General features: G+C 71.8%; 19 protein-coding genes, 2 tRNA genes and 1 pseudogene. 8 read left to right on the forward strand and 14 right to left on the reverse strand.

Going from position 1 to position 20205, the window contains the following annotated elements; all coding sequences use genetic code 11:
* Positions 1-96: 96 nt before the first annotated feature.
* The 4 genes from rsrA to ACF07S_RS00900 form a co-directional block, all read right to left on the reverse strand.
* A complete protein-coding gene (gene rsrA, locus ACF07S_RS00885) occupies positions 97-408 on the reverse strand; it encodes a mycothiol system anti-sigma-R factor (RefSeq protein WP_391961388.1) in 312 nt (103 codons plus the stop codon).
* The gene (gene sigR, locus ACF07S_RS00890) at positions 405-1091 is read right to left on the reverse strand and encodes an RNA polymerase sigma factor SigR (RefSeq protein ID WP_190161734.1); all 687 of its coding nucleotides are present in this window, start codon (positions 1089-1091) and stop codon (positions 405-407) included. The genes rsrA and sigR overlap by 4 nt, the downstream gene beginning before the upstream one ends.
* A gap of 256 nt (positions 1092-1347) precedes the next feature.
* Positions 1348-2076, reverse strand: coding sequence for an alpha/beta family hydrolase (locus ACF07S_RS00895; RefSeq protein ID WP_391961389.1), 729 nt, complete (start codon positions 2074-2076; stop codon positions 1348-1350).
* Between the two features lies 1 nt (position 2077).
* Entirely contained in the window at positions 2078-2893 is an 816-nt protein-coding gene (locus tag ACF07S_RS00900) for an SOS response-associated peptidase (protein ID WP_391961390.1), read from the reverse strand.
* Positions 2894-2954: 61 nt separating this feature from the next.
* Between ACF07S_RS00900 and ACF07S_RS00905 the strand changes: the two genes are divergently transcribed.
* The 4 genes from ACF07S_RS00905 (at position 2955) to ACF07S_RS00920 (ending at position 6609) form a co-directional block, all read left to right on the forward strand.
* On the forward strand, positions 2955-3677 hold the full coding sequence (locus ACF07S_RS00905; RefSeq protein ID WP_391961391.1) for a M50 family metallopeptidase: 723 nt from the start codon (positions 2955-2957) through the stop codon (positions 3675-3677).
* A 161-nt stretch (positions 3678-3838) separates the two neighbouring features.
* A complete protein-coding gene (gene aroA, locus ACF07S_RS00910; RefSeq protein WP_391961392.1) occupies positions 3839-5155 on the forward strand; it encodes a 3-phosphoshikimate 1-carboxyvinyltransferase in 1317 nt (438 codons plus the stop codon).
* Between the two features lie 9 nt (positions 5156-5164).
* Entirely contained in the window at positions 5165-6175 is a 1011-nt protein-coding gene (gene rsgA / locus ACF07S_RS00915) for a ribosome small subunit-dependent GTPase A (RefSeq protein ID WP_391961393.1), read from the forward strand.
* A 110-nt stretch (positions 6176-6285) separates the two neighbouring features.
* Positions 6286-6609, forward strand: a complete 324-nt coding sequence (locus ACF07S_RS00920) for a DMT family transporter (protein WP_391961394.1) — start codon at positions 6286-6288, stop codon at positions 6607-6609.
* 42 nt (positions 6610-6651) lie between these two features.
* On the opposite strand, the pseudogene ACF07S_RS00925 reads toward ACF07S_RS00920, so the two are convergent.
* Positions 6652-6962, reverse strand: a pseudogene (locus ACF07S_RS00925) (TetR/AcrR family transcriptional regulator); the annotation flags it as partial.
* Between the two features lie 195 nt (positions 6963-7157).
* On the opposite strand from ACF07S_RS00925, the gene hisN reads away from it, so the two are divergent.
* On the forward strand, positions 7158-7958 hold the full coding sequence (gene hisN, locus ACF07S_RS00930) for a histidinol-phosphatase (RefSeq protein WP_391961395.1): 801 nt from the start codon (positions 7158-7160) through the stop codon (positions 7956-7958).
* A gap of 170 nt (positions 7959-8128) precedes the next feature.
* A complete protein-coding gene (locus tag ACF07S_RS00935) occupies positions 8129-8527 on the forward strand; it encodes a cyclic nucleotide-binding/CBS domain-containing protein (RefSeq protein ID WP_391961396.1) in 399 nt (132 codons plus the stop codon).
* A gap of 71 nt (positions 8528-8598) precedes the next feature.
* On the opposite strand, the gene ACF07S_RS00940 is transcribed toward ACF07S_RS00935, so the two are convergent.
* Positions 8599-10050 carry a catalase gene (locus tag ACF07S_RS00940; RefSeq protein WP_391961397.1) on the reverse strand — a complete coding sequence of 484 codons (1452 nt, stop codon included), beginning with the start codon at positions 10048-10050 and terminating at the stop codon, positions 8599-8601.
* 139 nt (positions 10051-10189) lie between these two features.
* Here ACF07S_RS00940 and ACF07S_RS00945 point away from each other — a divergent pair, with 139 nt between their 5' ends.
* Positions 10190-10606 (forward strand): Fur family transcriptional regulator, encoded by a 417-nt coding sequence (locus ACF07S_RS00945; protein ID WP_391961398.1) that lies wholly within the window; start codon positions 10190-10192, stop codon positions 10604-10606.
* Between the two features lie 152 nt (positions 10607-10758).
* Here ACF07S_RS00945 and ACF07S_RS00950 read toward each other — a convergent pair.
* The 4 genes from ACF07S_RS00950 to ACF07S_RS00965 form a co-directional block, all read right to left on the reverse strand.
* Positions 10759-10832 (reverse strand) — tRNA-Met (locus ACF07S_RS00950).
* A gap of 85 nt (positions 10833-10917) precedes the next feature.
* Positions 10918-12732 carry a tetratricopeptide repeat protein gene (locus ACF07S_RS00955; RefSeq protein WP_391961399.1) on the reverse strand — a complete coding sequence of 605 codons (1815 nt, stop codon included), beginning with the start codon at positions 12730-12732 and terminating at the stop codon, positions 10918-10920.
* A 224-nt stretch (positions 12733-12956) separates the two neighbouring features.
* Positions 12957-13030: transfer RNA gene (locus ACF07S_RS00960), tRNA-Met, on the reverse strand.
* Positions 13031-13085: 55 nt separating this feature from the next.
* Positions 13086-16025: a UPF0182 family protein gene (locus ACF07S_RS00965; RefSeq protein ID WP_391973324.1), complete on the reverse strand. Its 2940-nt coding sequence runs from the start codon at positions 16023-16025 to the stop codon at positions 13086-13088.
* Between the two features lie 164 nt (positions 16026-16189).
* Here ACF07S_RS00965 and ACF07S_RS00970 point away from each other — a divergent pair, with 164 nt between their 5' ends.
* Positions 16190-16732 carry a PPA1309 family protein gene (locus ACF07S_RS00970; protein WP_391961400.1) on the forward strand — a complete coding sequence of 181 codons (543 nt, stop codon included), beginning with the start codon at positions 16190-16192 and terminating at the stop codon, positions 16730-16732.
* A 9-nt stretch (positions 16733-16741) separates the two neighbouring features.
* Here the strand turns inward: ACF07S_RS00970 and ACF07S_RS00975 are convergent, their stop codons facing one another.
* From ACF07S_RS00975 to ACF07S_RS00990, 4 genes are all read right to left on the reverse strand, one after another.
* On the reverse strand, positions 16742-17836 hold the full coding sequence (locus ACF07S_RS00975; RefSeq protein ID WP_391973141.1) for a PDZ domain-containing protein: 1095 nt from the start codon (positions 17834-17836) through the stop codon (positions 16742-16744).
* Between the two features lie 120 nt (positions 17837-17956).
* Entirely contained in the window at positions 17957-18121 is a 165-nt protein-coding gene (locus ACF07S_RS00980) for a hypothetical protein (protein ID WP_391961402.1), read from the reverse strand.
* A 225-nt stretch (positions 18122-18346) separates the two neighbouring features.
* Complete coding sequence (locus ACF07S_RS00985; protein ID WP_391961403.1) at positions 18347-18805, reverse strand: molybdenum cofactor biosynthesis protein MoaE; 459 nt, start codon at positions 18803-18805, stop codon at positions 18347-18349.
* A gap of 123 nt (positions 18806-18928) precedes the next feature.
* Complete coding sequence (locus tag ACF07S_RS00990; RefSeq protein WP_391961404.1) at positions 18929-20041, reverse strand: SDR family oxidoreductase; 1113 nt, start codon at positions 20039-20041, stop codon at positions 18929-18931.
* Between the last annotated feature and the right edge of the window lie 164 nt (positions 20042-20205).

A 20205-nucleotide genomic window follows, 5' to 3' on the forward strand; every position in this document is an offset into this window, starting at 1 on the left:
TCCGGAGCCTAGGACGGTGAGAGGGGGCTCCACGGGTCGATAACCCGCGGATTAGCACGTACGAGTGACATGGGGGTGCCGGGGGAAGGCGGGGTGTCAGGACTCCCGCGGAGTGGCCGACGAGGCCGTGACGTCCTGGTCGGGCACGGCCTGGCCGGAGCGGATCAGGTCGATCCGCCCCATGACCTTGGAGCGCAGGTCGCCCGGTACGTCGTCCTGCCCGCAGCAGCGCTTCACCAGCTTCTTCACCGCCCGCTCCAGACCGTACTTCTCCAGGCAGGGCGAGCATTCCTCGAAGTGATGCTCGAACTTCACACAGTCGGAATCCGGCATCTCACGGTCGAGGAACTCGTAGAGATGATCGAGGATTTCGCTGCAATCCGTCTCGTGCGGCTCTCCGCAGCTCATGACCCCGAGCCTTTCGCTTCGTTCGACTCTCCGGCGCCGGCGGGAACGAGTCCGCGCTCACGCGCGTAGTCCTCGAGCATGCCGCGCAGCTGACGGCGGCCCCGGTGCAGCCGGGACATCACCGTACCGATGGGTGTCCCCATGATGTCGGCGATCTCCTTGTAGGCAAAGCCCTCGACATCGGCGAGATACACCGCGATGCGGAACTCCTCGGGGATCGCCTGGAGTGCTTCCTTGACGTCCGAGTCGGGCAGGTGGTCCAGCGCCTGCGACTCCGCGGAGCGCAGACCCGTCGACATGTGCGACTCGGCGCGCGCGAGCTGCCAGTCCTCGATCTCCTCGGCCGCGCTGCGCTGGGGCTCGCGCTGCTTCTTGCGGTAGGAGTTGATGAAGGTGTTGGTGAGGATCCGGTACAGCCACGCCTTGAGGTTGGTGCCTTCGCGGAACTGGTGGAACGACGCGTACGCCTTGGCGTACGTCTCCTGCACCAGGTCCTCCGCGTCGGCCGGGTTGCGCGTCATGCGCAGCGCGGCCGAGTACATCTGGTCGAGGAACTCCAGCGCGTCCCGCTCGAAGCGCGCGCTGCGCTCCGCGGTCGACTCCGCGCCCGTGCCGCCCCGGCCCTCGGGCTGCTCCGCCTGGCCGTGTTCGGTCCCTGCGTCGGTACCGGGAACCGGACCCACCTCCTCCAGTGTTGTCGCGAGACCGACACCGGTCTCACCCGAATCGGAGGATAGACGACGATCCGGTCCGCCCGCCGCCCGGACGGGGGCGGTCCTGGCCGCGTGCAGCACCGTCCACTCCAGGTCGGCGCGGCTGCTGCGGCTCGGGCAGTAGATCGAACCCATGCGGCGGACTCCCTCTGCTACGACGGCGGTGCCGCTGACCGGCACGTACGTCCGCCTCAACAGGGGAAGCCGCCCCGGCATTCCCGGCGTCTCACGCGAGTGATCCGGCCCACCGCACGACCGCGTCCGTGATCACCGCCATGGCCTCCCGCTGCGTGATGCCGGCCCGTTCGGGGACGGCGAAGCCGTGGTCGCCGTACGGCACCTCGACCAGTTCGTACGCCCGCCCGTCCCCCGCCCGTGCGCCGGCGTTCCCCCGGAGCCGAACGCCCGGGGGGACCCCCGTCGCGCGGCCCCTGCCGCACTCGGGGAACTCCCCGGGCCTGCCGAACGGGTCGTTGCCGCCCTGGACGACGAGGGTGGGCACCCCGGCGCCGAGCAGCTCGTCCGCGCGGGACTTCTCCGGCCTGCCCGGCGGGTGCAGCGGGAAGCTCAGGGCGAGCACCGCGCGGGCGCCGAGTTCCGTCGCCGTGCGGCAGGCGACGCGGGCCCCGGCGCTGCGCCCGCCCGAGATCACCGGCAGGCCCGGCGCGGCCAGCGCGGGCCAGATGCCGCGCCAGCCGGTGTCGAGGGTCTTCGGGGCGGGGGCCACCTTCTTGCCGGCCACCCGCCAGGGCTGTTCGACGAGGGCGACGGTCACACCGTGCGCGGGCAGCTCGGCCGCGAGCGCCGTCAGGTCCCGGGCCTCGATGCCGCCGCCGGCCCCGTGGCCCACCGCGAGGACGAGCCGGGCGCCGCGCCCCGCGCGGTGCCAGGTGACGCGGGCGGTGCCGGCGTCGGTCCCGACGGTCTCGGTGGTTACCGCGGTTCTGGGGGTCACGTCAGAAGAGTGTGCCCTCTTCCGGGGCGGCCAGCTCCTCCAGCAGCTCCGGTCCGTTGTTGCGGACGTTGCCGACCGCCGTGGTGACCGGGTAGGCGCGCATCAGGCCGGGCGGCGGCGGGGCGAGCAGCCCGCGCAGTTCGCCGACGTCCGTCCTGGCGGGGTCCAGCCAGGCGTCCCAGCGGTCCGGCGTGAGCATCAGCGGCATCCTCGGGTGGATGTCGGCGAGGGCGTGCGGACCGTCCGCCGGGGCCGCGGCGAGCGGGCCGGTCTCCGCCTCGGTGGTGAGGACGGAGCACGTCGCCCACCACGCCTGCGGGTGGTCCTCCGGCAGGGTCCGGTCCCGCCAGAACTCGTACAGCCCCGCCATCGCGAACACCGAGCCGTCGGCCGGCGTCACGAAGTACGGCTGCTTGCGGGGCCGCTTCTTCCTGCCCTCGACCTCCAGGTCCCGCTCCTCTTTGCCGGTGACCCACTCGTAGTAGCCGTCGGCGGGCAGGATGCAGCGCCGGGTGGAGAAGGCGCGGCGGTAGGCCGGCTTCTCGTGGACGGTCTCGGCGCGGGCGTTGATCATGCGGGCGCCGCCCTCGGGGGTCTTCGACCAGGAGGGCACCAGCCCCCACTTCAGCTTCCGCAGCTGCCGAACCGGGCGCGGGTCCGACACGTCCTTCAGGGCACGGTCGAGTACGGCGAGGACCTCTTTGGTCGGCGCCACGTTGTAGTCGGGCCCCGGGGTCTCCTCCGGCTCCCACTTCTCGACCCCGAAGATTCCCGCGAGATCCTCGGGCCTGCGACTCGATGCATACCGTCCGCACATACATGCAACACTGCCAGACTCCGCCCGCCCAGAGGAAACGATCCGAAAGCACATGGAAGCCATGGTCAGCACCGTGTCCGCCTCCCTCGCCTCCCTCTGGGACGAGGTTTCCGGCACCCAGCCCGAACCGGACGTGTGGGTGGTCGTCGCCACACTGGCCGCCGCGGCCGCCGTCGTCGTACCGCAGGGGCTGTGGCGGCTGTCCCGCAACGCCGTCACCATCGCCCACGAGGGCGGGCACGGCCTGGTGGCGCTGCTCACCGGCCGCACGCTGACGGGGATACGCCTGCACTCGGACACCAGCGGCCTGACCGTCAGCCGCGGCAAGCCGCACGGCATCGGCATGATCCTCACCGCCGCGGCCGGCTACACCGCTCCCCCGCTGCTCGGCCTGGGCGGCGCCGCGCTGCTCGGCACCGGGCGCATCACGCTGCTGCTGTGGCTGGCCACGGGGCTGCTGGTGGCGATGCTGGTGATGATCCGCAACGCGTACGGGGCGCTGAGCGTGTTCGTCACCGGCGGCACGTTCGTACTGGTGTCCTGGCTGACCGGACCCCAGGTGCAGGCGGCGTTCGCCTACGCCGTGGTGTGGTTCCTGCTGCTCGGCGGGGTGCGCCCGGCGTTCGAGCTGCAGGCCAAGCGGTCCCGCGGCGGCGCCGGCGACTCGGACGCGGACCAGCTGTCCCGGCTGACGCATGTTCCCGCGGGGCTGTGGCTGTTCCTGTTCCACGCGGTGTCGCTGTGCGCGTTGCTGGGCGGAGGGCGATGGCTGCTCGACCTGTGACGCCCCCGAAGCACGGCGCGCCCGCCGACCGGGACGGTGGCGGCCGGCCCGGGGAGGCGGGCCCGGGCCGGCGTACGGCTCCGCCGCGCGGGCGCGACAGTGCGCAGCGGTGCCGCACCCGGAGGCGGCCATGGCTCCCGGCCTCCTTATAAAGTGGGCCCATGGCCCCGAACCCCGCGCACACCGCCCTCTGGCCCGCCCCGCACGCAAGCGGAGCCGTCGACGCGACGGTCCACGTGCCCGGGTCCAAGTCGGTCACCAACCGTGCCCTCGTGCTCGCCGCCCTCGCCTCCGAGCCGGGCTGGCTGCGCCGCCCGCTGCGCTCCCGGGACACCCTGCTGATGGCGGGCGCGCTGCGCGCCATGGGCGTGGAGATCGAGGAGGGCGTGGGCCCGGACGGCACCGGGGAGGCCTGGCGGGTGGTCCCCGCCGGTCTGCACGGGCCGGCCACCGTCGACGTCGGCAACGCCGGCACGGTGATGCGGTTCCTCCCGCCGGTCGCCGCGCTGGCCGACGGGCCCATCCACTTCGACGGCGACCCGCGCTCCTACGAGCGTCCCCTGAACGGCGTCATCGACGCGCTGCGCCGGCTGGGCGCCCGGATCGACGACGACGACCGCGGCGCGCTGCCGATGACCGTGCACGGCGGCGGCGCCCTGGACGGCGGCACGGTGTCGGTCGACGCCTCCTCCTCCTCCCAGTTCGTCAGCGCCCTGCTGCTGTCCGCGCCGCGCTTCAACCAGGGCGTCGAGGTCCGGCACACCGGCGCGACGCTGCCGTCCATGCCGCACATCCGCATGACCGTCGACATGCTCCGCGCGGTGGGTGCGCAGGTGGACACCCCCGAGTCGGGCGGCGAGCCCGACGTCTGGCGGGTCACGCCGGGCGCCCTGCTCGGCCGGGACCTGACCGTCGAGCCGGACCTGTCCAACGCCCAGCCGTTCCTGGCGGCGGCGCTGGTGACCGGCGGCAAGGTCGTCGTCCCGGACTGGCCGGCCCGCACCACCCAGCCCGGCGACCGGCTGCGGGAGATCTTCACCGAGATGGGCGGTTCCTGCGAGCTGACCGAGTACGGCCTGGTGTTCACCGGCTCCGGCGCGGTCCACGGCATCGACGTGGACCTCGGCGAGGTCGGTGAGCTGACGCCGGGCATCGCGGCCGTCGCGGCGCTCGCGGACTCCCCGTCCACCCTGCGCGGCGTGGCCCACCTGCGGCTGCACGAGACGGACCGGCTGGCCGCGCTCACCAAGGAGATCAACGAACTCGGCGGTGACGTCACCGAGACCGCCGACGGTCTGCGCATCCGCCCGCGCCGGCTGCACGGCGGGGTCTTCCACACCTACGAGGACCACCGCATGGCGACCGCCGGCGCGATCATCGGCCTCGCGGTCGAGGGGGTGCGGATCGAGAACGTGGCGACCACGGCGAAGACCCTGCCGGACTTCCCCGAGCTGTGGACCGGGATGCTCGGGGCGTAGGGGTTCATCATGCGCCGCTACGGCAAGCACACCGACGAGGACGACATCCGCTCCCGCCCCAACCGCAAGGGCAACCGGCCGCGCACCCACATCCGGCCCAGGCACGAGGACGCCGCCGAGGGCATGGTCCTCACCGTCGACCGGGGCCGGCTGACCTGCCTCGTCGAGGGCCGCACCGTGACGGCGATGAAGGCCCGGGAGCTGGGCCGCAAGGCGGCGGTGGTCGGTGACCGGGTGGCGATCGTCGGCGATCTGTCCGGCCGGAGGGACACCCTCGCGCGGATCGTGCGCATCACGGAGCGGACGTCGGTGCTGCGCCGCACGGCGGACGACGACGACCCCTTCGAGCGGGTGGTGGTGGCCAACGCCGACCAGCTCGCCGTGGTCACGGCGCTCGCCGATCCCGAGCCCCGCCCGCGGCTGATCGACCGGTGCCTGGTCGCGGCGTACGACGGCGGTCTGACGCCGCTGCTGGTGCTCACCAAGTCGGACCTCGCGCCGCCGGACAAGCTGCTGGAGCTGTACGGCGACCTCGACATCCCGTACGTCGTCACCAGCCGGGCGGAGCTGGAGAGCGGTGAGGCGGTGGACCGGGTGCGCGAGCAGCTGGACGGACGGATCACGGCGTTCGTGGGGCACTCCGGGGTCGGCAAGACGACACTGGTGAACGCGCTGGTGCCGGAGGAACAGCGGCGCACGATCGGGCACGTCAACGCGGTGACGGGGCGGGGCCGGCACACGACGACCTCCGCGCTGGCGCTGCCGCTGTCGGGCTCGCAGGGCTGGGTGATCGACACCCCCGGTGTGCGGTCGTTCGGGCTCGCCCATGTCGACCCGACCCGGGTCATCCACGCCTTTCCCGATCTGGAGCCGGGCACGGAGGGCTGTCCGCGCGCGTGCGGTCACGACGAGCCGGACTGCGCGTTGGACGCCTGGGTGGCCGAGGGCCATGCGGGACAGGCGCGGCTGTACTCGCTGCGCCGGCTGCTGTCGTCGCGGGAGCGTACGGAGGGCGACTGACCCCCGCGGTGTTTGTCGGGGCGTTCGGGCGGTAAGTCCATAATCGCGCCGATCCGGAGCCGGCCCGGCGAAGCGGTCACCGTGCGTGGGGAACTACGGGAGGACGACACATGGCGTGGCTGCTGGTCGTGGTGGCCGGGTTGCTCGAGACCGGTTTCGCCGTGTGTCTGAAGCTGTCGCACGGCTTCACCCGGCTGTGGCCGACCATCGCGTTCTGCGCGTTCGCGCTGGGCAGCTTCGGGCTGCTGACCCTGGCGCTGAAGAAGCTGGACGTGGGCCCCGCGTACGCGGTGTGGACGGGCATCGGCGCGGCGGGGACGGCCATCTACGGGATGGTGTTCCTCGGCGACCTGGTCTCCGCCCTGAAGATCGTGTCGATCACCTTGGTGATCGTCGGCGTGATCGGACTGCAGCTGTCGGGGTCCGCGCACTGACGGCCCGCGGCGTCGCGGGGCGCTCGCGCGGCACCACGGCACCGGCCGCCGGTGCAGGGCGCCGCGCACCGGATCGGCGACGCCGTCGCCGGCCGGCGGTGCGACGACGCGGGACAGAGCGGGGCGGACCACGAGCTCACAGGACCGGGCCAGGCCGGCGGTGTCGTCCCCGGGACCGCCGGGGCCGGCCAGGACGGCGACGACACGGTCGCGGACGAGGGCGACGCAGCCGGCCGGTGAGGGCGGGGGCGCGGCGCGGGCGTGGCGGGCGCGGCGCTGCGCGGGCGCGGCGGAGGGGAAGCGGACGGTACGGGCGGGAGGGCCGGGGCGGGCAGGCGCTCGCTCCAGCAGCCGCGCGGCGGGCCACGGCCGGCGCGCCAGTGCCGTGCGAGCGGCGTCCGGCAGTGCCTCCCGCGCCGCAGGCACCGTCGCCTCCCCCGGGGCGAGCGGCCGCCCCGCCGTCCGGATCCGAGGCGCCGCCGGGGGCTGTCAAGGGTTCGCGGGCCCCCGGTGGCCCCGCACCGACCTCGACGGATACCGTTCGTTGCATGCCCGACTACCTCGACGACCTGCGTCTCGCCCACGTCCTCGCGGACGCCGCCGACGCCGCGACGATGGACCGGTTCAAGGCCCTCGACCTCAAGGTGGAGACCAAACCGGACATGACGCCGGTGAGCGAGGCCGACAAGGCCGCGGAGGAACTCGTCCGCGGCCATCTCCAGCGTGCCCGCCCGCGGGACGCCGTCCTCGGCGAGGAGTACGGCGTCGAGGGCACGGGACCGCGCCGCTGGGTGATCGATCCGATCGACGGCACCAAGAACTACGTCCGCGGTGTTCCCGTGTGGGCCACGCTGATCGCTTTGATGGAGGCCGGCGAGGGAGGCTTCCAGCCGGTCGTGGGGGTCGTCTCGGCTCCCGCCCTGGGCCGCCGGTGGTGGGCCGCGAAGGGGCACGGCGCCTTCGCCGGCCGCAGCCTGTCGTCGGCCACCCGGCTGCGGGTCTCCAGGGTCTGCGAGCTCTCCGACGCCTCCTTCGCGTACTCCTCGCTCGGCGGCTGGGAGGAGCAGGGACGGCTGGACGGCTTCCTGGACCTCACCCGCGAGGTGTGGCGCACCCGCGCGTACGGCGACTTCTGGCCCTACATGATGGTTGCCGAGGGGTCGGTCGACCTGTGCGCCGAGCCGGAGTTGTCGCTGTGGGACATGGCGGCCACGGCGATCGTCGTCACGGAGGCCGGCGGCTCGTTCACGGGGCTCGACGGCCGTCCCGGACCGCACAGCGGCAACGCGGCCGCCTCGAACGGCCTGCTGCACGACGAGTTGCTGGGGTACCTCAACCAGCGCTACTGAGCGGCACGGGGGTTCGCGTGCGCGCCCCCGACCGGCCGCACGCGCCTCTTGTTGACCCCCGCTCGGCCTGTCACTCTGGGAGTCCCCCCACTTGTGAACTTGTGAAACCGTGGACGAGCGGACCCCGTGCCCGCCGGCCGAGCGGTTTCCGGTAGGAGGTGGCTCCATCCATGCTCGTCCGTGACGCCATGAGCACCGTGGTCCTCACCATCGGTCCCGCCCACACCCTCCGCCAGGCCGCCGCCCTGATGTCCGCCCGCCGGGTGGGTGCGGCCGTGGTCCTCGACCCCGACGGCACCGGCATCGGCATCCTCACCGAGCGCGACGTCCTCGACTCCGTGGGCCTCGGCCAGGATCCGGACGCCGAGTGCGCCCACGCCCACACCACCACCGACGTCGTCTTCGCCGCCCCGTCCTGGACGCTGGAGGAGGCCGCCGCCGCCATGGCCCACGGCGGTTTCCGCCATCTGATCGTCCTCGACCGGGGCGAGCCCGCCGGCGTGGTCTCGGTCCGCGACCTCATCCGCTGCTGGGCGCCTCGGCGGCAGGCCCAGAACGTACCGGCGTAGTGGCACGAGAGGCGGGCCGGGCCCCCGAGGGGAGCCCGGCCCGCCGTTCGGCAAGCGGTCCAGCGCTGGAATCAGCCGCGCAGGGCCTGCACCGCGGCCTCCAGCCGCTTGCCGAAGTCCTCGTCCGCCTGACGGAAGTTGCTGATCGCGCGCTCGGCGATGTCGTCGCGCGTGACCCCCGAGATGGCGTTCGCCAGGTTCTTCACCAGGCGCTCCTTCTCGTCCTCCGACATCAGCCGGTAGAGGTTGCCCGCCTGCACGAAGTCGTTGTCCTCGGCGTGGACGGGCGTGACCGTCTCGCCGGTGACACCGGTCACCGGGATCGGCTGCCAGAGCGGACGGTCCGCCTGGAACGGGCCGCCGAAGCTGTTCGGCTCGTAATTCTTCGCACCCTTGTGGCGGCCGTCATAGAGGTGGCCGTCACGGGAGTTGGTGCGCGCCTCGGTGGCGTGCGGGCGGTTCACCGGCAGGTGGTCGGCGTTGATGCCGACGCGGTAGCGGTGGGCGTCGCCGTACGCGAAGAGGCGGCCCTGGAGCATCTTGTCCGGGGAGGGACCGATGCCCGGCACGAAGTGGGCGGGGCTGAAGACGGACTGCTCGACCTCGGCGAAGATGTTCTCCGGGTTGCGGTTGAGCTCCAGCTTGCCGATCTCGACGACCGGGTAGTCCGCGTGCGGCCAGACCTTGGTCAGGTCGAACGGGTTGAAGCGGTAGGTCGCCGCCTCGGCCGCCGGCATGATCTGCACACCCACGGTCCAGGACGGGAACTCGCCGCGCTCGATGGCCTCGCGCAGGTCCCGCTGGTGGGAGTCGGGGTCCTTGCCCGCGAGGACCTCGGCCTCCTCGGCGGTCAGGTTCTTGATGCCCTGGTCGGTCTTGAAGTGGTACTTGACCCAGAAGACCTCGCCGGCCTCGTTGTTCCACTGGTAGGTGTGCGAGCCGAACCCGTCCATGTGGCGGTAGGACGCCGGAATGCCGCGGTCACCGAACAGCCAGGTCACCTGGTGCGTGGACTCGGGCGACAGACCCCAGAAGTCGAAGACGTTGTCCGCCTCCTGCGAGCCGGTGTACGGGTCGCGCTTCTGGGTGTGGATGAAGTCGGGGAACTTGATGGCGTCCCGGATGAAGAACACCGGGGTGTTGTTGCCGACGAGGTCGTAGTTGCCCTCCTCGGTGTAGAACTTCAGCGCGAAGCCGCGCGGGTCGCGCACGGCGTCCGCGGCGCCCAGATTGCCGGCCACCGTCGAGAAGCGGAGGAAGGTCTCCGTCTGCTTGCCGACCTCGGAGAGGAACGCGGCCCTGGTGTACTTCGTGACGTCGGCGGTGACCGTGAAGGTGCCGTAGGCACCGGCGCCGCGGGCGTGCACGACACGCTCCGGGATGCGCTCGCGGTTGAAGTGGGCCAGCTTCTCCAGCAGCAGCTGGTCCTGGACGAGGACCGGGCCACCGATGCCCGCGGTCTCGCTGTTCTGGTTGTCGGCTACCGGGGCACCGGCCTCCGTAGTGAGCGGTCCCTGCGTCACGTACGCCTCCTGCGTCATTACCAGCCTGTCTCTTGGCTAAAGCCGGTCTCGATCCTACAATAGACATTGTCTAAGTCAAGCAAAGCTCCAAAGTCACACCCGTTCGGGACCTGGTCCCCCTGCTGTTAGGCTGGTGCCTATGAGTGACCTTCTGGAACGGCTGCGTGGACGTGGATGGCGGATGACCGCGCAGCGCCGTGTCGTGGCCGAGGTCCTCGACGGCGAACACGTCCATCTGACGGCCGACGAGGTGCACGCCAGAGCCGTCGTCAGGCTGCCCGAGATCTCCCGGGCGACCGTCTACAACACCCTGGGCGAGCTGGTCTCGCTCGGCGAGGTGCTGGAGGTCGCCACGGACAGGCGGGCCAAGCGCTACGACCCCAACGCCCACCGGCCGCACCACCACCTGGTGTGCGCGCGGTGCGGCTCGATCCGCGACGTCCACCCGACCGGCAATCCGCTGGCCGACCTCCCCGACTCGGAGCGCTTCGGTTTCACGGTCTCCGACGTCGAGGTGACGTACCGCGGTCTCTGCCCGAACTGCGCGACGCCCTAGACGGCCCGTACCGGCGAAAGCCCCGTCACCCAAGGTGACGGGGCTCGTCCTCGTGCCGTGAACAGGGTGACGCGTACGGAGGACTCGGCGTGTGGTCGCCGCCCATACACCGAGGGCCGGAACCCTTTCGGGTTCCGGCCCTCGGACTTGAGTAGCGGGGACAGGATTTGAACCTGCGACCTCTGGGTTATGAGCCCAGCGAGCTACCGAGCTGCTCCACCCCGCGTCGGTGAATGCAACATTACGTCAAGGACGCGGACAGAAGCAAATCGCTTCTGTCCGCGGGCCGACGGAGCGCCGGCCGCGCCGTCTCACGCCGACAGTTCCTGGCGCAGGGCGTCGCGGAGACGGGTCGCGCGCTCGGTGACCGCCGCGGGGCCCAGGGCCGCCGCCCGGTCCGCCCAGCCCTGGCCCTCGGCCAGCTCGCCCCGGCGCGCGTAGGCCAACGCGAGCCGCAGCGCCGCACGGCCGTGCCCGGCGTCGGCCGCGCGGGTCCACCAGGCGGCCGCCTCGGGCTCGCTGCCCTCACGGGCCAGCAGCAGGCCCAGGTTGAAGGCGCCGTTGCGGGAGCCGGCCTCGGCGGCCTCGCGGTACCAGCGGGCCGCCTCGGCCACGTCCCCGCGGGCCGCGGCGAGCATGCCGACGCGCACCTGGGCGCGGCGGTGCCCCTGCGAGGCCGCGCGCTCGTACCACTCCTCGCACTCGCTGCGCCGGTTCACCGGCTCCCCCAGCTCGTGTGCGGGCTCGGGCGGCCGGCGGGCGTCCAGCACGGTCGCCAGGCGGTAGGCGGCCTCGGCGCTGCCGCCGCCCGCGGCGCACCGCAGGAACCGCTCCGCCTCGCTCTCCTCGCCGTCCCGCAGCCGCGCCATGCCGACCTGGAGCGCCGCCTCGGTGTGCCCGGCGGCCGCCGCCCGCTCGTACCACCGCAGCGCGGCCCGCTCCTCGCCCCGGCCCGCGTGCAGGATGCCCAGGTTGAAGGCGGCGTCCACACTGCCGGCCTCCGCCGCCTTGGAGAACCACGGCTCCGCGCCGGTCTCGTCCCCGGCCCGCAGCAGCAGGATCGCCAGCGCGTTGGCCGCCTCGCGGTGCCCCGCGTAGGCGGCACGGCGGTACCACTGCTCGGCCTGGGCGGTCCGGCCCTGGTCGGCGCAGAGCAGCGCGAGGTTGTACGCGCCGTTGATGTCACCGGCGTCCATCGCGGCCCGGTACCAGCGCTCGGCGGTCTGGGTCTCGCCCCGCTCGGCGTGCAGCGCGCCCAGGGCGTTGGCGGCGTTGCCGTCGCCGTCCTGGGCGGCCCGCAGCCACCACACGGCGGCGTTCTCGGTGTCCCCGGCGTCGCGCAGCAGGAAGCCGAGCGCACAGGCCGCCCGCGCCTCCCCGTCCTTGGCGGAGGTCAGGTACCAGCGGCCGGCCTCCTTGAGCTCGCCGCGCCGCTCCAGGATCGCCCCGAGGTGCAGCGCGGCCCGGCGGTGTCCGCGGGCGGCGGCCTGCCGGTACCACTGCTCGGCCTCGTCGGCCGGCGGAACGCCGTCGTCGCCCTCCGGCGCGGCCTTGCGGTCCAGCGCGCGGGCCAGCCGGTACGCCCCTTCCCGGTGCCCCCGCTCGGCGGCGGCCCGCATCCAGCGCTCGGTCCCGGCCGTGTCACCGCGGTGTTCCAGCAGGTCGGCCAGGGCGTACGCGCCGAGGGTGTGGCCCTGCTCGGCGGACTGGCGCAGCCAGTACTCGGCGGCGGGTTCGTCACCGCGCTCCCGGTGGTAGCGGCCGAGCGCGTGCGCCGCCGCGGTGGAGCCGGCGACGGCGGCGATCCGCCACCATCCGGCGGCCTCGTCGGCGTAGCCCCGCTGGTGCAGCAGGACGCCCAGGTTGTTGGCGGCGGCGCGGTCGCCCGCGGCGGTGGCGGCACGCAGATGGGGCTCGGCCCCGTCGAGATCCCCGCGGCGCAGCAGCATGGCGCCGAGAACGCTCATCGCCTCGACGTCACCGGCCTCGGCGGCGATCCTCCGGCGCAACTCCTCGGCCGCCTCGTCGGCGGCTTCCCCCGTCTCGTCGCGGGGTTCCTCCCGGTGGGAGGACTGCACAAAACGCCCGGTCCTGAACAGAGTTGCCTTGTCCCCCATAACGTCCATCGTCGCACCACCTGCAACCTGGGTACACCTGGTATACCGCAGCCAGTGAGGTCACTTCAGCGTTTTGTCGACATGCCCACAGAGAGACAAGTCAAACACAGATCGCCCAACTCCCGTCGGCGGCGCGGCCGTCCTCCACCCGATGCACATGCGTTCGCGCACCACAAAGGCCCGGATTCCTGGAGGAATCCGGGCCTTTGGTGTCGCCGACTGCGCGACGTCAGTAGCGGGGACAGGATTTGAACCTGCGACCTCTGGGTTATGAGCCCAGCGAGCTACCGAGCTGCTCCACCCCGCGCCGTTGTGTTGCAACCGTAGCACGGCGCGGGAGGGGTCTTTGACCAGCCTGCTCGCTAACTGCTCGGGCTCGCGTCGGGAGCGGGACTCCCGTCCCCGCCGCCGGCGCCGTCACCCCCTTCGGCCGACTGGGCCTCCTCAGCCCTGCGCAACGCCTCCTCAAGGTCCTTCTGCGCCTGGCCGTAGGCCTCCCAGTCGTTGTTCTTCAGGGCCTCCTGGCCGGCCTCGAAGGCGTCCTGCGCATCGTTCAGGGCCTCCTGGACGGTGGGGTTGTCGGACGTCGGCGGAGGCGTCTCGCCTTCCTCCTCGCCCGCGCCCTCGTCCTCGCCGGGTGGTGGCTCGGTGGTCGTGCCCTCCCCTCCGAAGAGCTTGTCCAAGGCCTGCTCGAGGGTGTCCTCGAACGCGGTCTGGCCGCCGTAGGTCACCAGCACCTTCCGCAGCAGCGGGTACTTCAGTCCGCCACCGCGCACGTAGACCGGCTCCACGTACAGCAGTCCTCCGTCCAGGGGGACGGCCAGCAGGTTGCCGTACTCGACCTCGGAGTCGCCGCCTCTCAGCAGCCGGATCGTCTCGGCGATGTCCTGCTGGGAGTTGAACTGGCTCTGCACCTGCTTGGGTCCGGAGACCGTGGTGCTGGTCGGCAGTTTCAGGATTCTGATCTTGCCGTAGTCATCGGTGCCGGGATCGGCGTTCACCGCCATGAAGGCACTGAGGTTGTCACGGCCGTTCGGGGTGAACGTCGTGGTGAGCGAGAAGGTCTGCTCCTGCTGATCGGGCATCTTCATGCTCAGGTAGTACGGCGGCACCGCGTCGCCCGTCCTGTTGGTCGGGTCGTCCGGCACCTGCCACACCTCGCTGCCGCTGAGGAACGTCGTGGCGTCCTTCACGTGGTAGCGGGTCAGCAGCTCGCGCTGCACCTTGAACAGGTCCTGCGGGTAGCGCAGGTGGGCCATCAGCTCGCCGGAGATCTCGGCCCTCGGCTCCACCGTGTCCGGAAACGCCTTCATCCACGTCTTGAGGACGGGGTCCTGGGTGTCCCACTGGTAGAGCTTGACCTCGCCGCTGTAGGCGTCGACGGTCGCCTTCACCGAGTTGCGGATGTAGTTGACCTGGTTCTGCTGGGCCACCACCGCGCGCTGGTCGTTGGTCGCGGTCAGCGAGTCGGCCGTCGTGTCACCGAGGGTCGTCCGCGACGCGTACGGATAGCCGTTGGTGGTGGTGTAGGCGTCGACGATCCACTGGATCCGGCCGTCCACGACCGCCGGGTAGGCGTCGCCGTCGATGGTCAGCCAGGGCGCGATCGCCTCGACCCGCTCCTTGGGCGTGCGGTTGTACAGGATCCGCGAGCCCTCGCCGATCGCACCGGAGTAGAGGATCTGCGGCTCGCCGAACGCGACCGCGTACGCGGCCCGGTTGACCGGGTTGGCGAGGTTGACCCCGCTGTCGCCCCGGTAGCTGTACGTCTTCTCGCCGCTGTCGTCGGAGTAGTCGATCTCCTTCTGCGGACCGCCGACGATCGAGTACGTCGTCGTGCGCTCGCCGTAGTAGACGCGCTGCTCGTACGTCCCGAGGTCGCCCTTGGACGGCAGGTCGGACTCCGTGAACTCCGGGCGGCCTCCGGCGTCGGCGCTGGTGCCCTCGGCGGCGACGACACCGTAACCATGGGTGTAGCGGAAGTGGTCGTTGATCCAGTTCCGCTTGGGGATCCCGTTGTAGTTCAGCTCCCGCAGACCGATGACCGTGTCCTGCTCGGTGCCGTCCTTGCTGTACCGGTCGACGTCCAGGTTGGTCGGGAACGCATAGTAGTTCCTGATCTGCTGGAGCTGCTGGAACGTCGGCGAGACGACGTTCGGGTCCATGATGCGGATGCTCGCCGCCGAGTCGACGTCGTCGCGCAGCTGGGTCTTGTCCTCGGTCCGGCTCGTGCCCGGGTACTCACTGACCTGCGAGTCGTCGATGCCGTAGGCCTCACGCGTCGCCGCGAGGTTCTTCTCGACGTACGGCGCTTCCTTGGCCTGCTCGTTCGGCTGGACCTGGAACTTCTGCACGATCGCCGGGTACAGGCCGCCGATGAGGATCGCCGACAGCACCATCAGACCGAAGCCGATCACGGGCAGCTGCCAGGTGCGCCGCCACAGGGTGGCGAAAAACAGCAGCGCGCAGATCACGGCGATGCAGAACAGGATCATCTTGGCCGGCAGATAGGCGTTCGCGTCGACGTACCGCAGACCGGTCCAGCTGTCGGTGGCCTTGAAGTCGCTGGACTTCACCGCGAGACCGTACCGGTCGAGCCAGTACGCGACCGCCTTCAGGGCGACGAAGACGCCGAGGAGCACCGACAGGTGCCCGGTGGCCGCGGCCGTGGCGCGTGCGCCCGGGCTGGTGACGCGCAGCCCGCCGTACAGGTAGTGGGTGAGCGCGGCGGCGATCAGCGCCAGGATCGTGGCGGCGAAGCCGAAGCCGAGCAGGAACCGGTACCAGGGCAGGTCGAAGGCGTAGAAGGAGACGTCGAGCTTGAACTGCGGGTCCTTCTGCCCGAAGGACACGCCGTTGAGCCACATCAGCCAGGTGCGCCACTGGCCGGACGCCGATGCGCCGGCGATCAGGCCCACCAGCGCGGTGATGCCCAGCAGCAGCCACTTCTTGTAGGGGGCGATGCCCATCCGGTACCGGTCGAGGTTCTGCTGCTCCATCGACATGGCGCTCAGCGGTGGCCGCATCCGGTGCGCCAGCCAGATGTTGAAGCCGACCGCCAGGGCCATCAGCAGGCCGAAGACGAAGAAGAGCCCGATCTTGGTCCACAGGGTCGTCGTGAAGACCGACGAGTAGTTGACCGAGCGGTACCACAGCCAGTCCGTCCAGAAGCCCGCGAACATGGTGAACACCATGCCGAGGACGGCCAGGACGCCCAGTGTCATGAGCAGGGTCCGGACCCGCCGGGACGGGCGGCCCACTCTGATCCGTGGCCCCGTCGGGCCTCCGCCGCGGTCCGGCATCTGGAAAGCCAAGGTAGGCACCTCGAAGTTCGCTGTCGATTCGTCAGGCCCGCGCTTTTCGTGGACCGGGTGCGGACCCGTGATCGCGGGCCCACACCTATTGCAACTTACTCACCCTTTACTCGGTTCCCGATTCGGGTCGGCAACGAGAGAGGATTGTGACCATGTCCAACACACCCATGGCGGCAAACCCGCTCACCCGGGCCGTGCTCGAGATCGACGAGTACGTCTCCGGCCTCGGCTGGGACCAGCCCGCCCGTCTGTTCGCCCTCGTCGACACCGCCCGGCTGCGGGCCGAGCAGCCCTCGCTCGCGGACCGGCTCGGTCTGGGCGGCGAGCAGGAGACCACCGCCCTGACCCCGATCGAGCAGGACGAGGTTCCGGCGGGCAAACCGCTGGACGAGTTCCTGGGCACCATCGCCTGGCCCGGCTCCGTGGCCGGCTGCGCCCTGAGCGTGGAGCGGCTGATGCTGCCGCCCTCCGCGGAGGCCCAGGTGCCGAAGGACCTGGACGAGGCCGCGCTGACGAAATGGGTGGCGCGGCACCCGGAGCGCCAGGAGGTCCGCATGACGGTCGCGGTGCTGCGCGACGGCGCCCGCGAGTCGGCGCTCCGGCTGCGCGAGAAGGACTCCCCCACGGAGGTCCTCACCGGTTCCGACCTGGTACCCGGACTGGCGGAGGCGTTGACGGCGACGTTCGAGGAGTAGCCGGCCCGCTCAGGAGGCCGTGCACGTGGGCAGGCCGGCGGTGTCGCCGGAGCGGATGTCCTTCAGGGCGCCCAGGGCGTCGTCGATGGTGTTCACCTTGACGAGGGTGAGCCCCTCGGGGGTGTCCTCGGCGGCGGCCGCGCAGTTGTCGGCGGGCGTGAGGAAGTACCGGGCGCCCTTGTCGCGCGCGCCGACCGTCTTCATCTCGATCCCGCCGATCGGTCCGACCCTGCCGTCGTCGTCGATCGTGCCGGTGCCGGCGACGAACGCGCCGCCGGTCAGGCTGCCCGGGGTGAGCTTGTCGTAGATGCCGAGGGCGAACATCAGGCCCGCGCTCGGCCCGCCGACGTCGGCGAGCTTGATGTCGATGGTGAACGGGAAGGTGTGGTCGGTCCCGGCGGAGATCCCGACGACGGCCCGCTTCTCGCCGCCGTCGTCGGAGGTCGTGGTGGTGATCGTGACCGTCTCGGTCTTCGTCGCCGTCCGGTTCTCCTTCTCGGCGGCGGCCTGCTCCTTGGCGGGCACGATCGTGAAGACGACGTCCTGGCCCGGCTCGTGCTCGGTCACCAGCTCGGCGACGTCGGCCGGATCCTTCACCGCCGTGCCGTCGACGGCCTTGATCACATCGCCCGCGTGCAGTGCGCCCTCGGACGGCGATCCCTTGACGACCGTGGAGACGATCACCCAGGACTTCACCGGGACGTCGAGTTCCCTCAGGGCCGCGACCTTGGCGCTCTCCTGGGACTGGCTGAACTCCTCGGCGTTCTCCTGGGTGGACTCCTCCTCCGTCTTGCCGTCGGGGTAGAGGGTCTCGCGCGGCACGACCTTGTTGTCGTGGGCGAGCCACCCGTAGACGGCCTCGGCGAGGTTCATCCGGTAGTCGGCGCTGGTGACCCGCACCGTGGTCATGTTGAGGTGACCGTCCGTGGGATAGGTCCTGCGTCCGTCGATCTGCAGCACCGGCTCGCCGTCGTGGTCACCCAGCGTGTTCACCGTCGGCCCCGGGGACATCTCCGAGTAGGGCACGGGGATGAACACTCCCGCGCACAGGAGCGCGATCAGCATCAGGGTGGAGGCGAGCATCGTCGCGGTGCGGCGTGGCATGACTCGACAGTACGGGACGGGGCTGTCGGCGCCCCGTCAGGGCCGCCCCGCCGGGATCACCCTGACGGGGGGCGGTCCCGCCCGCCGGGAACGCTCCGACAACCCGTTGTTCTCCGGCCCTCAGCTGCCCGGCCGTGGCCGTTCCATGGCCTCGCGGAAACGGGCGTACCCGACGAGTTCGGGCCCGTCGCCGCGCACCTTGCGGGTGCGGTTGGCCCAACTGCCCCACAGTCCCGCACCTATCGCGGCCACGAGCGGAATCAGCAACCAGGCAAGCGCCGCCATGCCGACCTCCCAACCCCATGAGCGTCCGCAACTGACTGATCAGCAGATTAACCATCCGCAGTGACAACGCTCACGCCGGGGGTGCGGTTACGCAACCGGAGTCCCGGCAGCCGACTTCAGCGGAACCGGCCCCCCGCCCACCCGTCGCCCGGCCACCACCCCCAACGACGGCGCTATGCGCCCACCCGCCCTCCCGTCGCCCGGCCACCACCCCCAATGACGGCGCTATGCGCCCACCCATTCCTCGGCGCCGTCGGAGAACCTCTGGTGCTTCCAGATGGGCACCTCGTGCTTGAGGTCGTCGATCAGCTTCCGGCAGGCCTCGAAGGCCTCGCCGCGGTGCGGGCACGACACGCCGACGACCACGGCGAGGTCCCCCACTCCCAGGTCCCCCACCCGGTGCACGGCGGCCAGGGCCCGCACGGGGTACTCGGCGGCGACCTTCTCGGCGATCCTCCGCATCTCGGCCTCGGCGCTGGGGTGGCACGAATAGCCGAGCTCGTCGACGTCGGCGCCTCCGTCGTGGTTGCGCACGGTCCCCACGAACAGCGCCGTCCCGCCCGCCGCGTCGTCACCGACGGCCTGGAGGACCTCGTCCACGGACAGCGCCGTGCCGCGGATGGCGATCAGCTTGATCGGGTTCTGTGCGGCCTGCTCACCGGGGTGATCGTGCGTGGATGCCATGCCCCCATCGTGCCCCACCCCGACGACAACGCGGAACGGTGTGCTCGCCCCGCACGCGCGCGTGCCGGCCCGGAGCCTGCCGCCGGGCCCGGCCCGGGCCGGTCCGCCCGGCTCCCTTCGCGCTCAGATCCGCCGCCGGGCCTTCCGGGCCCGCCGTACCACCGCCGCCGCGCCCAGCAGGGCCACCGTCGCACCCGCGGCACCGGCGGCCGTCGCGTCCTTGCGCCCCAGCCGCCGGCCGGCGACCGTGTGCCTGCCGGAGACCTCCTCCAGCAACTCCGCCAGCACCTCCTCGTTGGTGTACGCGGGCCGCCATCCGGCGTCGTGCAGCCGGCTCCCGCTCACCACCCAGGGGTACATCGTGTACGCCAGGTCACCGGCCGGGGACGGGGTGAGCCCGATCCGGTGCAGCCGGGCCGCCGCGCCCAGCGCGACCGCCGACGGCAGCTCCATCCGGCGGATCCCGCTGAGCTCCTCGACCTCCTCCTGCTCCAGCCAGCCGTCACAGCCGACGGCCAGCTCGCCGTCGACCTTCTCCAGCACGGCGTACTCCAGGGCGCCGCACAGATCCTCGACGTGGCAGAACTGCCACGCGGGCCGCGACCCCGCCACCACGAGCAGTCGGGGCGACTCGAAATACCTGGTCAGCGCCGTGTCGGTGCCGCCCACCAGCACAGCGGGGCGTACCACGGTGACGTTGAGGCCGGGGTGCGCCCGCGGCGCCCGGCGCGCGAGCCGCTCGACCTCCAGGAGGTCCCCGACCCCCGTGGCCTCCGCGGTGGCCCGCAGTTCCGCGTCCTCGGAGAGCGGCAGCTCGTTGTCCGGCAGCGCCCCGTAGACCATCGTCGAGGTGCACAGCACGACCCGGTGCACGCCGGCGGCCGCGGCGGCCGTCAGCACGGTCTGCGTTCCGCGCACGTTGTAGGCCGTTCGGGCGGCGGCATCGGTCTCCAGATCGAGATCGAGGGCCAGGTGGACCACCACGTCGGCCCCGCGCAGCTTGTCCGCGATGGCCGGATCCCGTACATCGAGAATGTGCCATCGGGCCTCGGCGCACTCGCCGCGCCGCTCGTCGATGGCGATGACCTGCTTGATCTCCTCCGATGCGGCGAGCCGCTCGGTGAGCAGCGCGCCGACGCCGGACGCGGCGCCGGTGACCGCGACGACGGGCCCGCGCGCCACGGGGCTGGTTGACTGGTTTCGCGCTGCGCGAACCTGCGGATCTGGGGAACTCACCGGGCGTCTCCAGAGGTTGTCTTCAGTACGAGCGCGAGCGACGCGTACGTACCAGGTGGCATCCATCCTGCCGCAGGCCCTCTGTCGGCGAAGCACCGAGGCCCGAACCGCTTCAGGTGTCTACGCTGGGTGGTGTTGTCGGGCAGCCGTGCCGCCGGAAAGAA

The organism is Streptomyces sp. NPDC016640, assembly GCF_043076215.1.
GTDB lineage: Bacteria > Actinomycetota > Actinomycetes > Streptomycetales > Streptomycetaceae > Streptomyces.